Source organism: Streptomyces sp. Mut1, assembly GCF_030719295.1.
Taxonomy (GTDB): domain Bacteria; phylum Actinomycetota; class Actinomycetes; order Streptomycetales; family Streptomycetaceae; genus Streptomyces; species Streptomyces castrisilvae.
The window spans coordinates 4,312,366-4,329,763 of sequence record NZ_CP120997.1 but is presented as its reverse complement, the minus strand read 5'-3'; the positions used below and the strand labels follow the sequence as shown (position 1 = coordinate 4,329,763).

Below are 17,398 nucleotides of genomic sequence, written 5' to 3'. Positions count from 1 at the left end.
AACGATTGTCATCTAAGCGGTGGGGTACGGGGCGCCCGGAGCCCCCGCGCGGACCCCGGACTCCGGCAGCGGCAGCGGCAGTTCGAAGTGGACGATGCCCTGGCCGCCGCCCGGCAGCGCGCGCTCGTCGCACACCTCCCGCGCGAGGGACCGCCAGAACGGCTCGGCGCCCGGCACGGCCGGGTCGGTGTGCAGGTAGACCGCCTCGTAGCCGCCGGCCCGCGCGACGAAGGCACACAGCTCGCGCACCATGCGGCGGGCCAGACCGTGCCTGCGGTGCTCCGGCCGCACGTAGATCCGGCACAGCTGCGCCGTGGTGCCGGACGGGAAGCGGTCGGCCACCCACCGCGGATTGGGCGGCGCCTGCGGCCCCCGGTCGCGCACGGCACCCGTGGCGACGATCTCGCCCGCCCACTCGGCCACCAGCAGCGTGCAGCGGGCCGGGCGCAGGTAGGCCGCCTCGGGGTCGATGATGTCGGCGTGCCAGCGCGGTACGTAACCGGAGCGCAGGTCGCGGTAGACGGTGTCGAGCATCACGGCCCGCGCCCCGCCGATGTCCTGCGGCCCGGCGGTGCGCAGTGCGTAGTCCCCGGCGCCGGCCGGGATCACGGCCGTCGTCGCAGTAGTCATCCCGGAACTCCACCGTCCTCGCGCACCACGTCCTTGCCGTACCAGCGTACGTGCGAGTGATGTGCAACAAGGGTGGGGGGCCGGGGACCCCCGGGCCGGCCCGCGTCACAACGAACGACCGGCCGCGGGGCGGCGCCCCGGCGGCCCGCCGGGGGGTGGCCGCTCAGGGCGGGCACGGCGGCGGTACGGAGGCGGAGGCGGCGATCCAGCCGGTACGGCCACTCAGCCGGCCCGGCCCCTCAGCCCGCGCGGTACACCAGTGCGGTCGCGAGGCCCGCGATGCCCTCGCCGCGGCCGGTGAAGCCGAGCCCGTCGGAGGTCGCGGCGGACAGCGAGACGGGGGCGCCCACGGCGGCGGACAGCACCCGCTGCGCCTCGTCGCGCCGCTTCCCGATCTTGGGGCGTACGCCGACCACCTGTACGGCCACGTTGCCGATCTCGAAGCCCGCCGCGCGGACGATGCGGGCGGCCTCGGTGAGCAGGGTGACGCCCGCGGCGCCGGACCACTCGGGGCGCCCGGTGCCGAAGTGCTGCCCGAGGTCGCCGAGGCCGGCCGCGGAGAAGAGCGCGTTGCAGGCGGCGTGCGCGACGACGTCGGCGTCGGAGTGTCCGGCGAGACCGGGACCCTCACCGTCCCAGCGCAGGCCCGCGCACCACAGCTCGCGGCCCTCCTCGAAGGCGTGGATGTCGGTGCCGATGCCGACGAGCGGGATGACCGGCGCGGCGGGGTGCCGGCCCGGTCCGGGGGTCTCAGAAGCCATCGTTGGCCCTCCTGCGTGCGAGTACCGCTTCGGCCAGGACGAGGTCCAGCGGCCGGGTCACCTTGAACGCCTCTTCATGTCCGGGTACGACGACGACGGGCGCGCCGAGCTGCTCGACCATGCCGGCGTCGTCGGTCGCGCCCTCGCCGCTGACGGCGACCTGCTCGTGGGCGCGGACGAGGGTGTCGCGGTCGAAGCCCTGGGGGGTCTGTACGGCCCTGAGCCGGGCGCGCACCGGGGTGGAGAGCACCGGCTCGGGCGCGCCGGGGGCCCCGGGCTCGACCTCCTTGACGGTGTCGGCGAGCGGGAGGGCGGGGACGACGGCGGGGGCGCCCTCCCGTACCGCGTCCACGACGGAGTCGACGGTGTCGACAGGGACGAGGGGGCGGGCCGCGTCGTGCACGAGGACGGCGGAGATGGAGTCCGGGAGTGCGTCCAGGCCCCGCTTGACCGATTCCTGGCGGGTCTCGCCGCCGGGCACGACGACGAAGTCGGTGCGTTCGGGCAGGGCGTGTTCGGCGAGGAGGTTGCGGACCTCGGGGGCGCCGTCGGGCGGGGCGACGACCACGACCAGGGAGACGTGGCGGGAGGCCGCCATGGCCCGTACGGCGTGGATGAGCATGGGCGTCCCGTTGAGCGCGCGCAGTGCCTTGGGGGCGCCGGGGCCGAGCCGTACGCCGCGGCCGGCCGCGGGAATCACGGCGGCCGTGCGGTAGGGACGCGGTTGTTCAGACATCGGTTGCACTCCGAAGCTTCGGCATGTTTGTGTCCACGGCCGACGTGGGTATGGCCACAAGCGAGCCGGGCTCCGCGCCATGACTCGACCGGGACCCTTTCCGTGACCCCGGGCGCGTCGGGACATGCTCCGGCCGCTCGGGAGGCCTCACCCGCCGGCTTCAGCAAGATCGCGAGCAACGTACCAAGGACACATACCGGGGGATCATCGCCGGGCGTCCGGTTATGGCCGGGTTATGGCCGGTATCCATCCGCAAGTGGCGGGAAGTGGCTGGAACCGATAGGCGACAGGATCGGGACCGGCTGGAATTCGCCGTTCCTTCCTGCCCGGAAGCCGTTCTTTCCCGCCGTGCGCATCCTTCTCCGTCCGGACATGCCGCAGCGCCCGGCGACTCACCGTGAATACGGTTGGCCAGCGGGCACCGCGGCACATTCGCTACGACCGGCGCGATCCGGTCACTGCGACCGGTGCCGTCCGGTTCAGGATGCGAGGACCTCGTCGAGGAGAGCCTCGGCCTTGTCCTCGTTGGTGTTCTCCGCGAGGGCGAGTTCACTCACCAGAATCTGCCGCGCCTTGGCGAGCATGCGCTTCTCACCGGCGGAGAGTCCGCGCTCACGCTCGCGACGCCACAGGTCACGAACCACTTCGGCGACCTTGATGACATCGCCGGAGGCGAGCTTCTCCAGATTTGCCTTGTAGCGCCGGGACCAGTTCGTCGGCTCCTCGGCATACGGTGCGCGGAGCACCTCGAAGACTCGGTCCAGCCCTTCCTGCCCGACTACGTCGCGCACACCCACGAACTCCGCATTGTCCGCCGGTACACGCACCGTCAAGTCGCCCTGAGCGACCTTGAGCACCAAGTAGGTCTTGTCCACGCCTTTGATCTGGCGAGTTTCGATAGCCTCGATCAGCGCGGCCCCGTGATGGGGATAGACCACGGTGTCGCCAACCTTGAACGTCATGTGACAGGTACCCCTTCCGTGGCTATCAAGCGTAACACGAGAATCGCTTCTCCTGAATGGCGTTTTCGCAGGTCAGGGCATATCTCGGGGCTTGACAACTGCGACACGAACGTGCTGCGAACGGCCTTCGGGAGAAGGTATTCGCAGGTCGGAGCCACTGCGCGGGGACGGAGAAACGCGGACGTTACACGCACTCCGACCCACTCCGAAGGAGCCGAACGTCCCGTTTTGTCGGGTTCCGCTTGCTGAAGATTCCGTACTCCGTTCGGTGATGGATCACTCGTACGGCGGTAAGGGCCGATGGTCAATGAAATTGATCAACGTGCGGCGCGGTGCGGATTATGCGCAAGGAATGCGCCACCGTCCGTGAACAGCCGCTCAAGCGGCGGGACGAACGTCCGGGCGGAATTGATCAAGCGCGTTATGTGGAGGCCCTGCGAATGTGCCCGCACGCCCCGGCCGGTGATCCCGGGGACGGTCGGGGGCGGGTCGGGTGCGGAGCCGCGATGGGGGCTCGGTAACCTGACGGCTGACAGACCCTTAGGGCGGCTTTACCCCGCTCGCCCGACCCGTCCGTACCCATCCGCTCGTTCAAGGAGTTGCCGCCGCCGTGAGCCGCAGCCTTCGACACGGCGCCCTCGCCGCCACTGCCATCGCGTTCTCGCTCACCGCGCTCACCGCGTGCGGGGCGGGTCATAACGCGCAGACGCTCGAAGTCAGGCCGGACAACGCCGCCACCTCGTCCGGCGACATCAAGATCCAGAACGTCAACGTCATCACCCAGCCCGAGCTCGACGCCGAGGGCCCGGCGGTCGTCACCGCCACGGTGTTCAACAACGGCACCAAGGCGGAGACCCTGGACTCGATCACCCTGACGGGCAGCGGCGGCTCCGTGGCGCTGCACCCGGCCAAGGGCTCGGGCCCGGTCGTCGTCCCGGCCGGCGGCCGGGTCATTCTCGGCGGCAAGGGCAACGCCACCGCCGTGATCGAGAGCGGCAACGAGGCCGCCCAGGCCGGCAACGTGCAGCCGCTGGTCTTCACGTTCAGCCGGACCGGCGAGCTCTCCCTCGGCGCGTCCGTCGTTCCGTCGAAGGGCTACTTCAAGGACTTCGGCCCCAGCACGCTGCCCGAGGCGCCGAAGACCCCCGACGCCTCGGCATCGGCGTCGGCGGACGGGTCCGGGGCGACCGGCGACGCGGCGGGCGACACGTCGGCCACCCCGACCGGTACGGCCTCGGCCGACGAGTCCGGGCAGAACGGCTGAGCGGCACCGCCCGTACGAGACATGGCTGAGGCGCCTCCCCGCCGCGGGGAGGCGCCTCAGCCATGTGTCCGTCGCGGGCCGGTCTACGGCTCGAACTTGTAGCCCAGACCGCGCACCGTCACGAGGAACCTGGGGGCGCCCGGGTCCGGCTCGATCTTGGCGCGCAGGCGCTTGACGTGGACGTCGAGGGTCTTGGTGTCGCCCACGTAGTCCGCGCCCCAGACGCGGTCGATCAGCTGCATCCGGGTGAGCACCCGGCCGGCGTTGCGCAGCAGCATCTCCAGGAGGTCGAACTCCTTGAGCGGCAGGTCGACCTTGGCGCCGGAGACGGTGACGACGTGCCGGTCCACGTCCATGCGGACCGGTCCGGCCTCCAGGGCGGCCGGGGTGACCTCCTCGGGCTCCCCGCGCCGGCGCAGCACCGCGCGGATGCGGGCGACGAGCTCGCGCGAGGAGAAGGGCTTGGTGACGTAGTCGTCGGCCCCTATCTCCAGGCCGACGACCTTGTCGATCTCGCTGTCCTTGGCGGTGACCATGATCACGGGGACGTTGGACCTGCTGCGCAGCTGCCGGCAGACCTCGGTGCCGGGCAGTCCCGGCAGCATCAGGTCGAGAAGCACGAGGTCGGCGCCGTTGCGCTCGAACTCGTCCAGGCCGTCGGGTCCGGTGGCCGCGATGGCGACCTCGAAGCCTTCCTTGCGGAGCATGTAGGACAGGACGTCGCTGAAGGATTCCTCATCCTCGACGACAAGCACTCGGGTCACGGAAGGGCCTCCGGGGCAGGGAATGGTTCAGAAGTGTCGGGTGCGGTGTCCGGGCCGGGCGCCTCGTCGCCGTTGACGATGAGCGGGCCGCCCGACGGGCGGTCCCGGTCCCGCGCGGAGCCCGCTTCGGGCAGCCGCAGGGTGAAGGTGGAGCCCTGTCCCTCCGAGCTCCACACGGTGACCTCCCCGCCGTGCGAGGCGGCCACGTGCTTGACGATGGCCAGGCCGAGACCCGTGCCACCGGTGGCGCGCGAGCGGGCCGGGTCGACGCGGTAGAAGCGTTCGAAGACCCGTTCCCGGTCTGTCTCGGAGATGCCGATGCCCTGGTCGGTCACGGCGATCTCGATCTCGTCCCCGCCGGTGACGACGACCCGGCGGGCGGCGATGCCGACGCGGGTGCGGGCGGGGCTGTAGTTGACGGCGTTCTCGACGAGGTTGCCGAGGGCCGCGGCGAGCTGACCGCGGTTTCCCCATATCCGCAGGTCGGCGGCGCCGCCGGAGGCCATGGTGATCTGCTTGGAGCCGGCCTGCTGCCGGCAGCGGTCGATGGCCTCGGCGACGAGCTCGTCCACGCGGACCGGCTCGGCGTCCTCCAGCGGGTCGTCGTTCTGCACCCGGGAGAGGTCGATGAGCTCCTGGACGAGGTTGGTGAGCCGGGTCGCCTCGATCTGCATGCGCCCCGCGAACCGCTCCACCGCCTCCTGGTCGTCGGAGGCGTCCAGGACGGCTTCCGAGAGCAGGGACAGGGCGCCGGTCGGCGTCTTGAGCTCATGGCTGACGTTGGCGACGAAGTCGCGCCGGACCGCTTCGATACGGCGGGCCTCGGTGAGGTCCTCGACCAGCAGCAGCACCAGGCGGGAGCCGAGCGGGGCGACCCGGGCGGAGACCGCCAGGGCCTCGCCCCGGCCGGTGCCACGGCGCGGAAGGTCCAGTTCGACCTGGCGTATCTCGCCGTCCCTGCGGGTGTCGCGCGCCATGTTCAGCATCGGTTCGACGGCGAGGCGTCCGCCGCGCACCAGTCCCAGCGCGTACGCGGCGGAGCTGGCCTTGACGACGCTGTCGCTCTCGTCCAGCACGACGGCCGAGGAGCTGAGCACGGACAGGACCGTGTCGACGCCGGGGGGCAGCGGGGCGTTGCTGTCGGGCCGCAGGGAGGTACGCGTCGGCTTCTTCTGGTCGCGCTCGCTCCAGCGGAACGCCAGCATGGCGATCACACCGGTACCGACCCCGGCGATCGCGGCAGCTGCGGCGACCGCCGCGTTCACGTCCATGTCTCCAGGTTATGCGCCACCTCGGACACTCTCCCAGCGGTGCGGGTGCCTCCTCGGGGACTCGTCGCCCAGAGTTCACCGAGGGGCAAGCACCGGTTCACTTGGCCGGTCGGAATCCGACGCGTACGGCCGTCACGGTGGCGTCATGGGGGTCGGCGCCGGCACCCGGCGGGCTTCGGATCCGGTGCGCAGCCGGCCCCGGCCCCGGTTCAGGACTGGAGAGGGACATCCATGCGTGACGCATACCACGAGGAACTCGACTCGATCGGCGAGGGGCTGGTCGAGATGGCCCGGCTCGTCGGGTCGGCGATCGGCCGGGCGACGACGTCCATGCTCGACGCCGATCTCAAGCTCGCGGAGTCGGTGATCGCCGCGGACCAGAAGGTGGACGACCTCCAGCACGATCTGGAGGCGCGGGCCATCGCGCTGCTGGCACGCCAGCAGCCGGTGGCGACCGATCTGCGGATCGTGGTCACCTCGCTGCGGATGAGCGCCGACCTGGAGCGCTCGGGCGACCTCGCCCAGCACGTCGCCAAGCTGGCCCGGCTGCGCTTCCCGCAGTCGGCGGTCCCGCACGACCTGCACGCCACCATCCTGGAGATGGGCCAGCTCGCGCAGCGGCTGATGGCGAAGGCCGCCGAGGTGATCATCACCAAGGACGTCGACCTGGCACTCCAGCTGGAGCAGGACGACGACGAGATGGACCTCCTGCACCGCACGCTGTTCCAGCACCTGATGGACGACCGCTGGAAGCACGGCATCGAGACGGCCGTCGACGTGACGCTGCTGGGCCGCTACTACGAGCGGTTCGCCGACCACGCGGTGTCGGTGGCCAAGCGGGTGGTCTACCTGGTGACGGGCGAGCACGCGGACGAGATCCAGCAGCCGGTGCCGGTGGAGGGCGCGTAAGGAGCGGCGAGCGGGGTGTACGAGGCCGGGGGCGCGGGAAGGCCGGGGCGTGGACGGCCGGGGCGCGCGCCCGCGCGCACGGCTCGCACACACGTTCCTGCACACATGCGCCGTTGATGCGCCCGTCCGGGTGGGCATCCAATGGGGTGGGGCGGCACGACCTGTCCGTACGCCCCGGTCGCGGGGCCCGTGCCGTGCGGCCCTGTCGTACGCCTTGAGGAGGAACCATGGCCGATTCCCCCATGACCGACCCCCAGCAGGAGGCTCCCGCCGAGGCGGTGCGCCTGACCGTCCTCGGCGCCTGTGGCTGCGGCTCGGGCTGCGGGTGCGGCTGCCAGTCCGGAGCACCGTGCCAGTGCGGGGGCTGCTCGGGCTGACGGGGCGGCGCACCGCCGTACGGGGTACGAGGGCGGCCTGCCCCCGTACCCCCGCGCGGTCTCAGCCGGCCTGTTCCACGGCGGGCCGGGCGGCGCGGGCGTCGGCGGGCTGCGGGGCGGCGGGGCTCTCCGCCGCTGCCTCGTCCCCGGCCGGCAGGTTGTGCATGAGCAGCCAGTAGCCGGCGGCCGCGGCGGTGCCCAGGAGAGCGCAGGTCCCCCACAGCCACCCGGCGCCGAAGTGGTCGATGACCACGCCGGACATCAGGGGTGCGACGAGCGCGGCGGCCGACCAGGACAGGGTGTACATGCCCTGGTAGCGCCCCCTGCCGTGGGCGGGCGACAGCTGGACGACCAGGCCGTTCTGCACGGGCGCGTTGATGATCTCGGCGACGGTCCACACACAGATGGTCAGCGCGTACAGGCCGACGGAACCCGCGAAGGCGGTCAGCCCGAATCCGTACCCCGCCAGCAGCGAGGACATGACGAGCAGCCTGCGCGTGTCGCGGTTCTGGATGAACCGGGTGACGGGGATCTGGAGCGCGACGATGAGCACCCCGTTGACCGCGATCACCGTGCCGAAGTCGGAGCTGCCGAATCCGTCGGCGCCCATCGCGACCGGCAGGCCCACGTAACCCTGCTGGAAGATCAGCGCGATCACGAAGGACAGCCCGACGACTCCCATGAACCGCCCGTCGCGCAGCACGGTGGCCAGCCGTACGCCGTCGTCGTGCGCCGCTCCGGAGGCCGGGCGCGCCGACGGGTCCCGCTCCGGCCGGGACTCCGGCACCTTCAGGAAGACGACGACGGCGCAGGTCAGGGTCATCACGGCCTCGCAGAGGAAGCCGGCGCGATAGCTGTACTCGGCGATGAACCCGGCACCGGCGGACGCGACGGCGAAACCGAGGTTGATGGCCCAGTAGTTGAGCGAGAAGGCCCGCACCCGGTCCTTGGCGGGGACGATGTCGGCGATCATCGCCTGGACCGCGGGGCGCGAGGCGTTGGTCGCCATGCCGACGAGGAAGGCGACGGCGGCAATGGCGACCGGGTGGACCATGAACCCGAGCGCGGCGACCGAGACGGCGGTGGCGACCTGGGCGATCAGCATCGTGGGCCGCCGCCCGAAGCGGTCCGTCATCACCCCGCCCCCGAGCGAGGACACGACCCCGCCGAGCCCGTGCAGGGCGACGACAAGACCGGCGTACGAGGCGGAGTAGCCGCGCTCCATGGTCAGGTACAGCGCCATGAAGGTGGCGACGAACCCCCCGAGGCGGTTGACCAGGGTGCTGGTCCACAGCCACCAGAACTCCCTGGGGAGACCGGAGACCGTTTCCCGGGCGGCCCGGGTGGCCCGTCCGGGACCGGCGGCGGCAGACATACGGGTTCCCCCCAGGGAGTACGGCGGATCGGCATCGGGAAGGGCCGGAAAGGGTAAGCGGCCCACCAGCGGTCCGAACATTACGAAGCCGCGAGGAGCCCCGGCCACCCAATTGACACGGCCCGTCAATCGAGAACGGCCCCTCCCCCGCCCCCTGTCCGCCCTGTGGCCGGTCGCGCGCTGCCCGCACGGGTTCGATTACGCTCGGGCTCATGGCCGACGCACCGTACAAGCTGATCCTCCTCCGCCACGGCGAGAGCGAATGGAACGCGAAGAACCTGTTCACCGGTTGGGTGGACGTCAACCTCACCGAAAAGGGCGAGAAGGAGGCGGTCCGCGGCGGTGAGCTGCTGAAGGACGCCGGCCTGCTCCCCGATGTGCTGCACACCTCCCTCCAGAAGCGCGCCATCCGCACCGCCCAGCTCGCGCTGGAGTCCGCGGACCGCCACTGGATCCCCGTCCACCGCTCCTGGCGCCTGAACGAGCGCCACTACGGCGCCCTCCAGGGCAAGGACAAGGCCCAGACGCTCGCCGAGTTCGGCGAGGAGCAGTTCATGCTCTGGCGCCGCTCGTACGACACCCCGCCGCCCGCCCTTGAGGACGGCACCGAGTTCTCCCAGAGCGACGACGCCCGCTACGCGACGATCCCGCCGGAGCTGCGCCCGCGCACGGAGTGCCTGAAGGACGTCGTCGTCCGCATGCTGCCGTACTGGTACGACGGCATCGTCCCGGACCTCCTGGCCGGCCGCACGGTCCTGGTCGCCGCCCACGGCAACAGCCTCCGCGCCCTGGTCAAGCACCTCGACGGCGTCTCCGACGCCGACATCGCGGGCCTGAACATCCCGACCGGCATCCCGCTCGCCTACGAACTGGACGCGGACTTCCGCCCCCTGAACCCGGGCGGCACCTACCTCGACCCGGACGCGGCGAAGGCGGCCATCGAGGCTGTGAAGAACCAGGGCAAGAAGAAGTAGCCCTCCCGCACGAAGAGGCCCCCTGCTCGCGGATGTCGCGCGGGCAGGGGGCCTTCGCGTGGACCGGTCCTGACTCCCCGTTTCCCCGGCCCCTGTGACGCCGCTCACCCCGCGTCGTACCCTGTGGCGCATGCGGGGAGATCGGGAGGGCGGATATGGGTGAGCCGCTGAAGACCTTTGTCGGGGGTGCCGAGGTCGAGGTGCCCAACAGCATTCCGGCGATCCGCGAGGCGCTGCCCGAGGAGCGGCGCGAGGAGTTCGACCGGGCGATCAACGATGCCGGGGTGCATGAGATCCAGGCCGTGATGCGGCACTGGATGCTGGAGGCGGTGCCCGATCCGGAGGCCGAGCGGATTCTGGACCGGCTCGCTCAGGACGAGGCCGAGAGGCGGAGCGTCGCTTGAGCTTCCGGATCTCCTACGCGCCACCCGCCGACGACACCCTGGCCAAGATGCGGGACGGTGACGCCTTCCGGGACGAGATGGCGGGCACCCTGGGCTGTGAGCCGTACGGGCACGGGTCGTCGGCCGTCAAGGGGGAGCACGATCGCCGGGAGGCGACGGTCGCCGGGGCGATCGTGCTCTATTACGTCTCCGGTTCGGTCCTGACCGTCACCGTCGTACGGCTCGTCCCGCTGCCCTTTCCCTGACGTCCGGTCAGGCCAGCTTGGCGGCCTGCGCGTCGATCACCGCGGTCGGCATGTCGAAGTCGCCGCCGGAGGCCGCCGCGGCGAAATTCAGCGAGGCGAGCGAGGCCACCGTGGTGCCCTGTCGGATCACGACGAGCTTCAGCGCGTTCTTCTCGCCTTCCGCCTCCACCGCCACCGTCCAGCCGACGGCCTCCTCGCCGCCCTTGACCTGCTCCTCCGCGATCTTGACGACCTTCTGCTTGGACCCGGCGGCGGTGAGCGTGAAGCCCGAGGCGCACTCGGTCGCGGCGGTGCGCAGCGAGGACAGCGTCTCCTCGGCGCCCTTGCCCTCGTAGGAGGCGAGCGTGGCGAGCGTCGTCGTGATGTCGAAGGCGGCCTCGAACGCCTCGGGGTCGTCGCTGTCCATCGCGGCGTCCTTCTTCGGCTCGCTGACCACCTTGCGCTGGGTGGAAGCGGCGGGTGAACCGGCCTTGGCGCCCATCAGCACATCGGCGAAGACGTCACAGGCCGCCTTGTCGACGGTCACGTCCTTGCCGTCGACGGCGTCGCCGGGACCGGCCTTGGTGATCTTGTGGGCCTTGACGTCGCCCTGCTTCAGCGAGGCCTTCTCCAGCTCGGCGGCGGACAACACCTTGGCGGGGGCCTGGTCCGCGCCCTTGTCGGCTCCCTTGTCCGAAGGCTGGACCGAAGCGGAGCCCGCCGCCTTGCCGCTGTCCTTGTCGTCACTGTCCGAACCGCAGGCAGCGGTGAGCAGCGCCAGGGACATCACAGTGGCGGCAACGGCGGTACGGCGTATGGCAGTGGGTCGCATGGCCCGTCCTTCTTCTGTCTCAAGTGTGTTTCGCCCGCACGAGAACAGCCACGCAGGGTTCGGCGCGGCTTGAATGGGGTTCGTGGGGGTGATCCAACTCTATGAGCACGCTGTGGTTTGACAAACCTTTACCGTGGGCCTCGCACGTGATCGTGACGACGTCGTGATCACTTCGCTCACACCGTCCAGGGGGAGTTGGCCGTGCTGATCGATTCCGTTCTCTCCGATGTGCTCGGCTCGTCGGGCGTGCCGCCTGAGCTGGTCGCCTCGTGCGAACCGCTCACCGGAGGCACGTACAACACCGTCACCCGCGTGACACTGGCCGACGGGCGGGAGTGGGTCGTGAAGGTCCCGCCGCCGGCCGCCGGGGACTGTCTGGCGTACGAGCGCGATCTGCTGGTCAACGAGGTCACGTTCTACTCCGCGGCCGCCGGTGTCGCCGAGGAGACCACTGTGCCCCATGTGGTGGCCGACCAACTCGATCCGGCCGCGCCCACGGGGGCGTACGTGGTCATGTCCGCGCGCCCCGGGCAGCCCTGGCACGAGCTGGCCGGAGCCATGGCCGACGGGGAGGAGGCGCGGCTGCGCACCGAACTGGGGCGGATCGTGGGCCGGTTGCACGGGGTGGCGGCGCCGGGCGGGTTCGGCTATCCGTCCGGGGCGCTCGGACCGCTCGCGGCCACCTGGCGGGAGGCGTTCACCGGGATGACGGACGCGGTACTGGCCGACGCGCGGAGGTATGCGGCGCGGCTGCCCCGTACGGCGGCGGACATCGGCGTGCTGCTCGGTTCCGCCTCGTACGTGCTGGACGACGTCACCCGGCCCGCGCTCGTGCACTTCGATCTGTGGCAGGGGAACATCCTGGTCACCGGTGGGCCGGGGGTCCGGCGGGTCGGCGGGATCATCGACGGGGAGCGGATGTTCTGGGGCGACCCGGCCGCCGACTTCGTGTCGCTCGCGCTGTTCGGCGACATCGCGGACGACAAGGACTTCCTTGCCGGGTACGGGGCTTCGGCGCCGGGCGGGCCGGTGGAGTTCGACGGTTCGCTGCGGCTGCGGCTCGCGCTCTACCGGGCGTATCTGTATCTGATCATGCTGGTGGAGACGGTGCCCCGGGGTGCGTCGGGCGAGCGTCTCGAGTGGACTTGGAACGAGGTCGCGCCCCGCCTGGAAGCCGCCCTGGACGAGGTGGAGGCGGCGGCGCGCGGGTGACGGCGGTCAGCCGGCCGGGCGTCGGGTGAGGTGGGCGAAGGCGTCGAGGTTCCGGGTGGACTCGCCGCGCGACACGCGCCAGGCGTACTCCTTGCGGATCGCGGTCGCGAAACCGATCTCCAGCAGGGAGTTGAAGGCACCGTCGGCCGCTTCGAGCACCGAGCCGAGCAGCCGGTCCAGCTCATCGGGCGTCACCACGGAGAGCGGCAGCTTGCCGGCGAGGTAGATGTCCCCGAGCGGGTCGATCGCGTAACTCACGCCGAACAGACGCAGGTTGTGTTCCAGCAGCCAGCGGTGGACCGCCGCGTGGTTCTCGTCGGGGTGCCGGATGACGAACGCGTTGAGGGAGAGGCTGTGGGCGCCGACGATGAGTGAGCAGGTGGTCGCGAGCTTGCGGGTGCCAGGCAGCTGGACGACGTAGCTGCCGGGTGCGGGGCTCTCCCAGTCGAGTCCGGCGTCCGCGAAGGCCGCTTCGATGACCTGGGCGGCCCGGGTGGCGTCCGGGGCCGGGGGGACCTGCGTGGCGGGTGCGGCCTGTGCGGCGGGTGCGCCCCCCGTGGCGGGTGCGGCGGGTGCGGCCTGTGCGGCGGGTGCGGCCTGCGTGGCGGGTGCGGCGGGTGAGGCCTGTGCGGCCCGCGTGGCCTGGTCATCCGCCGGTTCCGTGACGTCGTTCTTCGCCGGTTCCGTGGCCTCGTTGTTCGCCGGTTCCTCGGGTGCGTCAGCCATGTTTCGAGCGTACGTCAGGCGGCAAAGGCGTGCGGGCGGGGCGGGGGACCTTACGCGTGGCCGGCCCGTACCCGCCTGCGGTGTTCCTGAACCGCCGCCGTGTACACCTCGGCCGTCGCCGCCGCGGCCGTGTCCCAGCCGAAGCGCTGCGCGTGCTCCGCCGCGGCCCCGCCCATCCGGGCGACGAGGTCCGGCGCTCCGGAGAAACGTTCCAGCGCCCGCGCGTACGCCACCGGATCGTGCCCGGGGATCAGAAAGCCGCTGACCCCGTCGCGCACGGCCACCGGGAGGCCGCCCACGGCCGCCGCGACGACCGGGGTCCCGGCCGCCTGGGCCTCGATGGCGACCAGGCCGAAGGACTCGCTGTGCGAGGGCATGACCAGCACGGACGCGGCCCGGAACCAGTCGGCCAGCTGGTCCTGCCCGACCGGCGGATGGAACCGTACGACGTCCGCGATACCGAGCCGGGCCGCGAGCTTCTGCAACCCTTCCGGCTTGGCGAGCCCGCTGCCGCTGGGGCCGCCGACGACGGGCACCACGATCTTGGAGCGCAGGGCGGGGTCGCGTTCCAGCAGCACGGCGACCGCGCGCAGCAGCACGTCGGGGGCCTTCAGCGGCTGGATGCGGCCCGCGAAGAGCGGAATCAGGGCGTCCTGGGGCAGGCCGAGGCGGGCGCGGGCGGCGGCGCGGCCGTCGGCGGGGCGGAAGCGGTCCAGATTGACGCCGGGGTGGACGACGGCGACGGCCCGCGGGTCGGCGTCGTAGAAGCGGACGAGTTCGTCGGCCTCCTCGGCGGTGTTCGCGATCAGCCGGTCGGCCGCGTCGACGATCTGGGTCTCGCCGATGACCCGGGCGGCGGGCTCGGGGGTGTCGCCCTCGGCGAGCGCCGCGTTCTTGACCTTGGCCATGGTGTGCATGGCGTGCACGAGGGGAACGCCCCAGCGCTGGGCGGCGAGCCAGCCGACGTGGCCGGAGAGCCAGTAATGGGAGTGCACCAGGTCGTAGTAGCCGGGGCGCTGGCCGGCCCACGCCTGCATCACGCCGTGCGTGAAGGCGCAGAGCTGGGCGGGCAGCTCCTCCTTGGCCAGGCCCTCGTACGGGCCCGCGTCGACGTGCCGGACCAGGACGCCGGGCGCCAGCTCGACGGCGGCGGGCAGCCCGCCGGTCGTGGAGCGGGTGAAGATCTCGACCTCGATATTGATCGCGGCCAGCCGCTTGGCCAGCTCCACGATGTACACGTTCATGCCGCCCGCGTCGCCCGTCCCCGGCTGGTGCAGCGGGGAGGTGTGTACGGACAGCATCGCGATGCGGCGCGGCCTGCGGTGGCCCCCGGAGAAGGAGCCGGTGAGACCTGCGGGGAACCTGCGACGCGGTGCGCCACGGCTGCTGCCGAGCCGAGAGACGTACTGGGTCACGTCGTCCTTCCTCCTCGCTGGGCCCGGGTGCCGGCACGGTCCACGGCATGGCACCGAAGGGGCGCAACGGTCCCTCCGACGGTGGGGAACAGCGGAATCTCTCCTTTCATTTCCGCTTTACCAAATCATTACGGTGATGCTGCGGCGCGTCGCCCCACCTGTGCCGATCGCCACGATCGTGCCCCGCCCGCCGGCCACCCGCATCCGCGGGCATCGTTACGCTCTGTGTCATGCGCCCGATCGGCACCGCGACCCGCGGGACCACCAATCCGAACCGGCTGCGCCGCATGGACCGCTGGATCGCCGCCACGCACGGCCCCGCCCTGCGCCGCGCCGAGTCCCCCGTCGCGGTCGACCTCGGTTACGGGGCCGCGCCCTGGACCGCCGTCGAACTGCTGGAGCGCCTGCGCACCGCCGAACCGCGCACCCGGGTGGTCGGCGTCGAGATCTCCCCGGAACGGGTCGCCGCCGCGCAGCCGTACGCACGCGACGGCCTCACCTTCCGGCACGGCGGCTTCGAGATCCCGCTGCCGGAGCGGCCCGTGCTGATCCGGGCGGCGAACGTACTGCGCCAGTACGACGAGGGCGAGGTGGCCGCCGTCTGGCAGCGGCTGTGCGAGCGGCTCGCGCCGGGCGGGCTGCTGGTTGAGGGGACCTGTGACGAGATCGGGCGCCGGCACGTCTGGGTAGCGCTCGGCCCCGAAGGGCCGCGCACGGTGACCTTCGCGACCCGGCTCGGCTCGCTGGACCGGCCCTCCGATCTCGCGGAGCGCCTGCCGAAGGCGCTGATCCACCGCAATGTGCCGGGTGAGCGGGTGCACGCGTTCCTGCGGGACTTCGACCGGGCGTGGGCGGCCGCGGCCCCTTACGCGTCCCTCGGGGCCCGGCAGCGCTGGATCACGGCCGTGCGCGCGCTGTCGGGCGACTGGCCGCTGACGGACGGGGTACGCCGGTGGCGCCAGGGCGAAGTGACGGTGGAGTGGGCGGCGCTGGAGCCCGGGGGGCTCTGAGGCGCGGTCAACGCGGGGCCGCTCGGGGCGCGGGACCGGGATTCACCCTTTCGAGGGGAACGCCGGCCGCGCATCGTTCGTCGGAGTGAGTGGGACATCGCGATCGCGGGGGTGGCGGGGAGTGACGGAGCAGCGGGCGGTGTCCACGGATCGGGGTGTGTCGGGTCGGGGCGTGTAGGCCGGGGTGTGTCTGCCTCTGTTGCTTTTCCGTACGGCATGGCACGATCTCGATCGACGCTGGATGTTACTGACGGTAAATCAGATAGCTGGGCTGGGAACTGCTCGGAGGGGGAGCCCGTGTACCGACGTCACTGTGCCGCCGCCGCGACCACTCTGGTCTGCGCGCTGGCGGTCCTCGCCTCGCCGGTCCAGGCGTTCGCCGCACCGGCAGCGCCCGTGCCGGCCGCCCCTTCCGAGGCGCCGGCGAAGGCCGGGAAGAAGAGCCTCGAAGAGGTGCGCCAGGAGATCGACGCGCTGTACCTCAAGGCCGGTGCCGCCACGGACGCGTACAACCTCGCCGAGGAGAAGGCCAGGAAGCAGTCGGTCGAGCTGGTCGAGCTGGCCCAGGCGATAGTCGAGGGCCAGGCGAAGATCGCCGACCTCAAGGACCGGGCCGGTGCCCAGGCCCGCGAGCAGTACCGCAACGCCGGACTGCCGGCCGGCGCACGGCTCATGCTCAGCGGCGACCCGCAGCTCTTCCTCGACGGAGTGAGCCGCGCCCGCCAGGGCCAGCACGCCACCAAGGGCCTCCTGGGAGAACTGACCAGGACGCAGAACGACTTGGAGACGTACACCAAGGACGCCAGCACCAACTGGACGAAGCTCGAAGCCAATCGCGTCAAGCAGGCCAAGGCCAAGAAGAAGATCAACGCGCAGATAGCGGCGGCGAAGAAGCTGGAGTCCCAGCTGGAGAAGGAGGAGCGCACCCGGCTCCTGAAGATGGAGCAGGAGGCGGCGTACCAGGCACAGACCGCCTGGCTGAGCTCCGGCGCGCTCAAGGAGATCAACCGCGAGGCGAGCCCCAGCGGCAAGAAGGCGGTGGCCTTCGCGACCACCCAGATCGGCAAGCCGTACGTGTGGGGAGCGGAGGGCCCGAAGTCGTACGACTGCTCCGGGCTGACATCCCAGGCCTGGGCCGCGGCCGGCCGGCCGATCCCGCGCACCTCGCAGGAGCAGTGGCGGCTGCTGCCGCACATCGCGATCAAGGACATGCGCCCCGGCGACCTGATCATCTACCACAGTGACGCCACCCACGTCGGGATGTACGTCGGCGACGGCGCGATCGTGCACGCCCCGCGCCCCGGCCGCAACGTCACGCTGGCCGGAGCGGGCTCGATGCAGATACTCGGCGTGGTCCGCCCCGACGCGTAGTCCTTGGGCGGACGGCGGGGGGGGGGGGCGGCCGGTGCCCGGAACGGTTCTTGGCGGGGACGCCCCGGCTCGGGCGCCCCGGCTCGGGCGGCGGAGGCGGGGGCCGGTGCGCGAGGGTCGCGGGTGACGCGGGGCGGTTCTTGGCGGCGGGGCGGTTCCGGGCGGACGGGGAGCGCCCCCG

General features: G+C 71.7%; 19 protein-coding genes. 9 read left to right on the top strand and 10 right to left on the bottom strand.

All coding sequences use genetic code 11. The annotated features are described in order from the left end of the window. Positions 1 to 12 precede the first annotated feature (12 nt). The 4 genes from P8A18_RS18635 to P8A18_RS18620 form a co-directional block, all read right to left on the bottom strand. On the bottom strand, positions 13 to 630 hold the full coding sequence (locus P8A18_RS18635; protein ID WP_306055967.1) for a GNAT family N-acetyltransferase: 618 nt from the start codon (positions 628 to 630) through the stop codon (positions 13 to 15). A 239-nt stretch (positions 631 to 869) separates the two neighbouring features. Beyond that, positions 870 to 1,391, bottom strand: a complete 522-nt coding sequence (gene ispF / locus P8A18_RS18630) for a 2-C-methyl-D-erythritol 2,4-cyclodiphosphate synthase (RefSeq protein ID WP_306055966.1) — start codon at positions 1,389 to 1,391, stop codon at positions 870 to 872. After that, positions 1,381 to 2,127 (bottom strand): 2-C-methyl-D-erythritol 4-phosphate cytidylyltransferase, encoded by a 747-nt coding sequence (gene ispD / locus P8A18_RS18625; protein ID WP_306055965.1) that lies wholly within the window; start codon positions 2,125 to 2,127, stop codon positions 1,381 to 1,383. The genes ispF and ispD overlap by 11 nt, the downstream gene beginning before the upstream one ends. A 479-nt stretch (positions 2,128 to 2,606) precedes the next feature. Then, complete coding sequence (locus P8A18_RS18620; RefSeq protein ID WP_006380568.1) at positions 2,607 to 3,089, bottom strand: CarD family transcriptional regulator; 483 nt, start codon at positions 3,087 to 3,089, stop codon at positions 2,607 to 2,609. Positions 3,090 to 3,699: 610 nt separating this feature from the next. Here P8A18_RS18620 and P8A18_RS18615 point away from each other — a divergent pair. Continuing rightward, positions 3,700 to 4,353 (top strand): copper chaperone PCu(A)C domain-containing protein, encoded by a 654-nt coding sequence (locus tag P8A18_RS18615; RefSeq protein WP_306055964.1) that lies wholly within the window; start codon positions 3,700 to 3,702, stop codon positions 4,351 to 4,353. 83 nt (positions 4,354 to 4,436) lie between these two features. Here P8A18_RS18615 and phoP read toward each other — a convergent pair whose 3' ends face one another. Further along, positions 4,437 to 5,108: a two-component system response regulator PhoP gene (phoP, locus tag P8A18_RS18610; protein WP_511101561.1), complete on the bottom strand. Its 672-nt coding sequence runs from the start codon at positions 5,106 to 5,108 to the stop codon at positions 4,437 to 4,439. Between the two features lie 5 nt (positions 5,109 to 5,113). Continuing rightward, a complete protein-coding gene (phoR, locus tag P8A18_RS18605) occupies positions 5,114 to 6,388 on the bottom strand; it encodes a two-component system sensor histidine kinase PhoR (protein WP_018553680.1) in 1,275 nt (424 codons plus the stop codon). A 231-nt stretch (positions 6,389 to 6,619) separates the two neighbouring features. On the opposite strand from phoR, the gene phoU reads away from it, so the two are divergent. Both phoU and P8A18_RS18595 read left to right on the top strand, forming a co-directional pair. Beyond that, the gene (gene phoU / locus P8A18_RS18600) at positions 6,620 to 7,297 is read left to right on the top strand and encodes a phosphate signaling complex protein PhoU (RefSeq protein WP_018553681.1); all 678 of its coding nucleotides are present in this window, start codon (positions 6,620 to 6,622) and stop codon (positions 7,295 to 7,297) included. Between the two features lie 227 nt (positions 7,298 to 7,524). Then, positions 7,525 to 7,674 (top strand): hypothetical protein, encoded by a 150-nt coding sequence (locus P8A18_RS18595; RefSeq protein WP_199783824.1) that lies wholly within the window; start codon positions 7,525 to 7,527, stop codon positions 7,672 to 7,674. Between the two features lie 61 nt (positions 7,675 to 7,735). Here the strand turns inward: P8A18_RS18595 and P8A18_RS18590 are convergent, their stop codons facing one another. Further along, positions 7,736 to 9,049: an MDR family MFS transporter gene (locus P8A18_RS18590; RefSeq protein ID WP_306055961.1), complete on the bottom strand. Its 1,314-nt coding sequence runs from the start codon at positions 9,047 to 9,049 to the stop codon at positions 7,736 to 7,738. 212 nt (positions 9,050 to 9,261) lie between these two features. Here P8A18_RS18590 and P8A18_RS18585 point away from each other — a divergent pair, with 212 nt between their 5' ends. From P8A18_RS18585 to P8A18_RS18575, 3 genes are all read left to right on the top strand, one after another. Next, positions 9,262 to 10,023, top strand: a complete 762-nt coding sequence (locus P8A18_RS18585) for a phosphoglyceromutase (RefSeq protein WP_018553683.1) — start codon at positions 9,262 to 9,264, stop codon at positions 10,021 to 10,023. 155 nt (positions 10,024 to 10,178) lie between these two features. Next, positions 10,179 to 10,427 carry a DUF6694 family lipoprotein gene (locus P8A18_RS18580; RefSeq protein ID WP_018553685.1) on the top strand — a complete coding sequence of 83 codons (249 nt, stop codon included), beginning with the start codon at positions 10,179 to 10,181 and terminating at the stop codon, positions 10,425 to 10,427. Further along, positions 10,424 to 10,672 carry a hypothetical protein gene (locus P8A18_RS18575; RefSeq protein WP_018553686.1) on the top strand — a complete coding sequence of 83 codons (249 nt, stop codon included), beginning with the start codon at positions 10,424 to 10,426 and terminating at the stop codon, positions 10,670 to 10,672. Before P8A18_RS18580 ends, P8A18_RS18575 begins: the two co-directional genes overlap by 4 nt. A gap of 7 nt (positions 10,673 to 10,679) precedes the next feature. Here the strand turns inward: P8A18_RS18575 and P8A18_RS18570 are convergent, their stop codons facing one another. Then, the gene (locus P8A18_RS18570) at positions 10,680 to 11,483 is read right to left on the bottom strand and encodes a hypothetical protein (RefSeq protein ID WP_306055959.1); all 804 of its coding nucleotides are present in this window, start codon (positions 11,481 to 11,483) and stop codon (positions 10,680 to 10,682) included. 201 nt (positions 11,484 to 11,684) lie between these two features. On the opposite strand from P8A18_RS18570, the gene P8A18_RS18565 reads away from it, so the two are divergent. Continuing rightward, positions 11,685 to 12,695: a phosphotransferase family protein gene (locus tag P8A18_RS18565; protein ID WP_306055958.1), complete on the top strand. Its 1,011-nt coding sequence runs from the start codon at positions 11,685 to 11,687 to the stop codon at positions 12,693 to 12,695. A gap of 6 nt (positions 12,696 to 12,701) precedes the next feature. Here the strand turns inward: P8A18_RS18565 and P8A18_RS18560 are convergent, their stop codons facing one another. Continuing rightward, entirely contained in the window at positions 12,702 to 13,172 is a 471-nt protein-coding gene (locus tag P8A18_RS18560; protein WP_306060987.1) for a type III secretion system chaperone family protein, read from the bottom strand. Positions 13,173 to 13,471: 299 nt separating this feature from the next. After that, a complete protein-coding gene (gene mshA, locus P8A18_RS18555; protein WP_018553690.1) occupies positions 13,472 to 14,836 on the bottom strand; it encodes a D-inositol-3-phosphate glycosyltransferase in 1,365 nt (454 codons plus the stop codon). A gap of 230 nt (positions 14,837 to 15,066) precedes the next feature. On the opposite strand from mshA, the gene P8A18_RS18550 reads away from it, so the two are divergent. Then, entirely contained in the window at positions 15,067 to 15,846 is a 780-nt protein-coding gene (locus tag P8A18_RS18550) for a class I SAM-dependent methyltransferase (RefSeq protein ID WP_306055957.1), read from the top strand. Between the two features lie 297 nt (positions 15,847 to 16,143). Then, positions 16,144 to 17,217, top strand: a complete 1,074-nt coding sequence (locus P8A18_RS18545) for a C40 family peptidase (RefSeq protein WP_306055956.1) — start codon at positions 16,144 to 16,146, stop codon at positions 17,215 to 17,217. Positions 17,218 to 17,398: the final 181 nt, after the last annotated feature.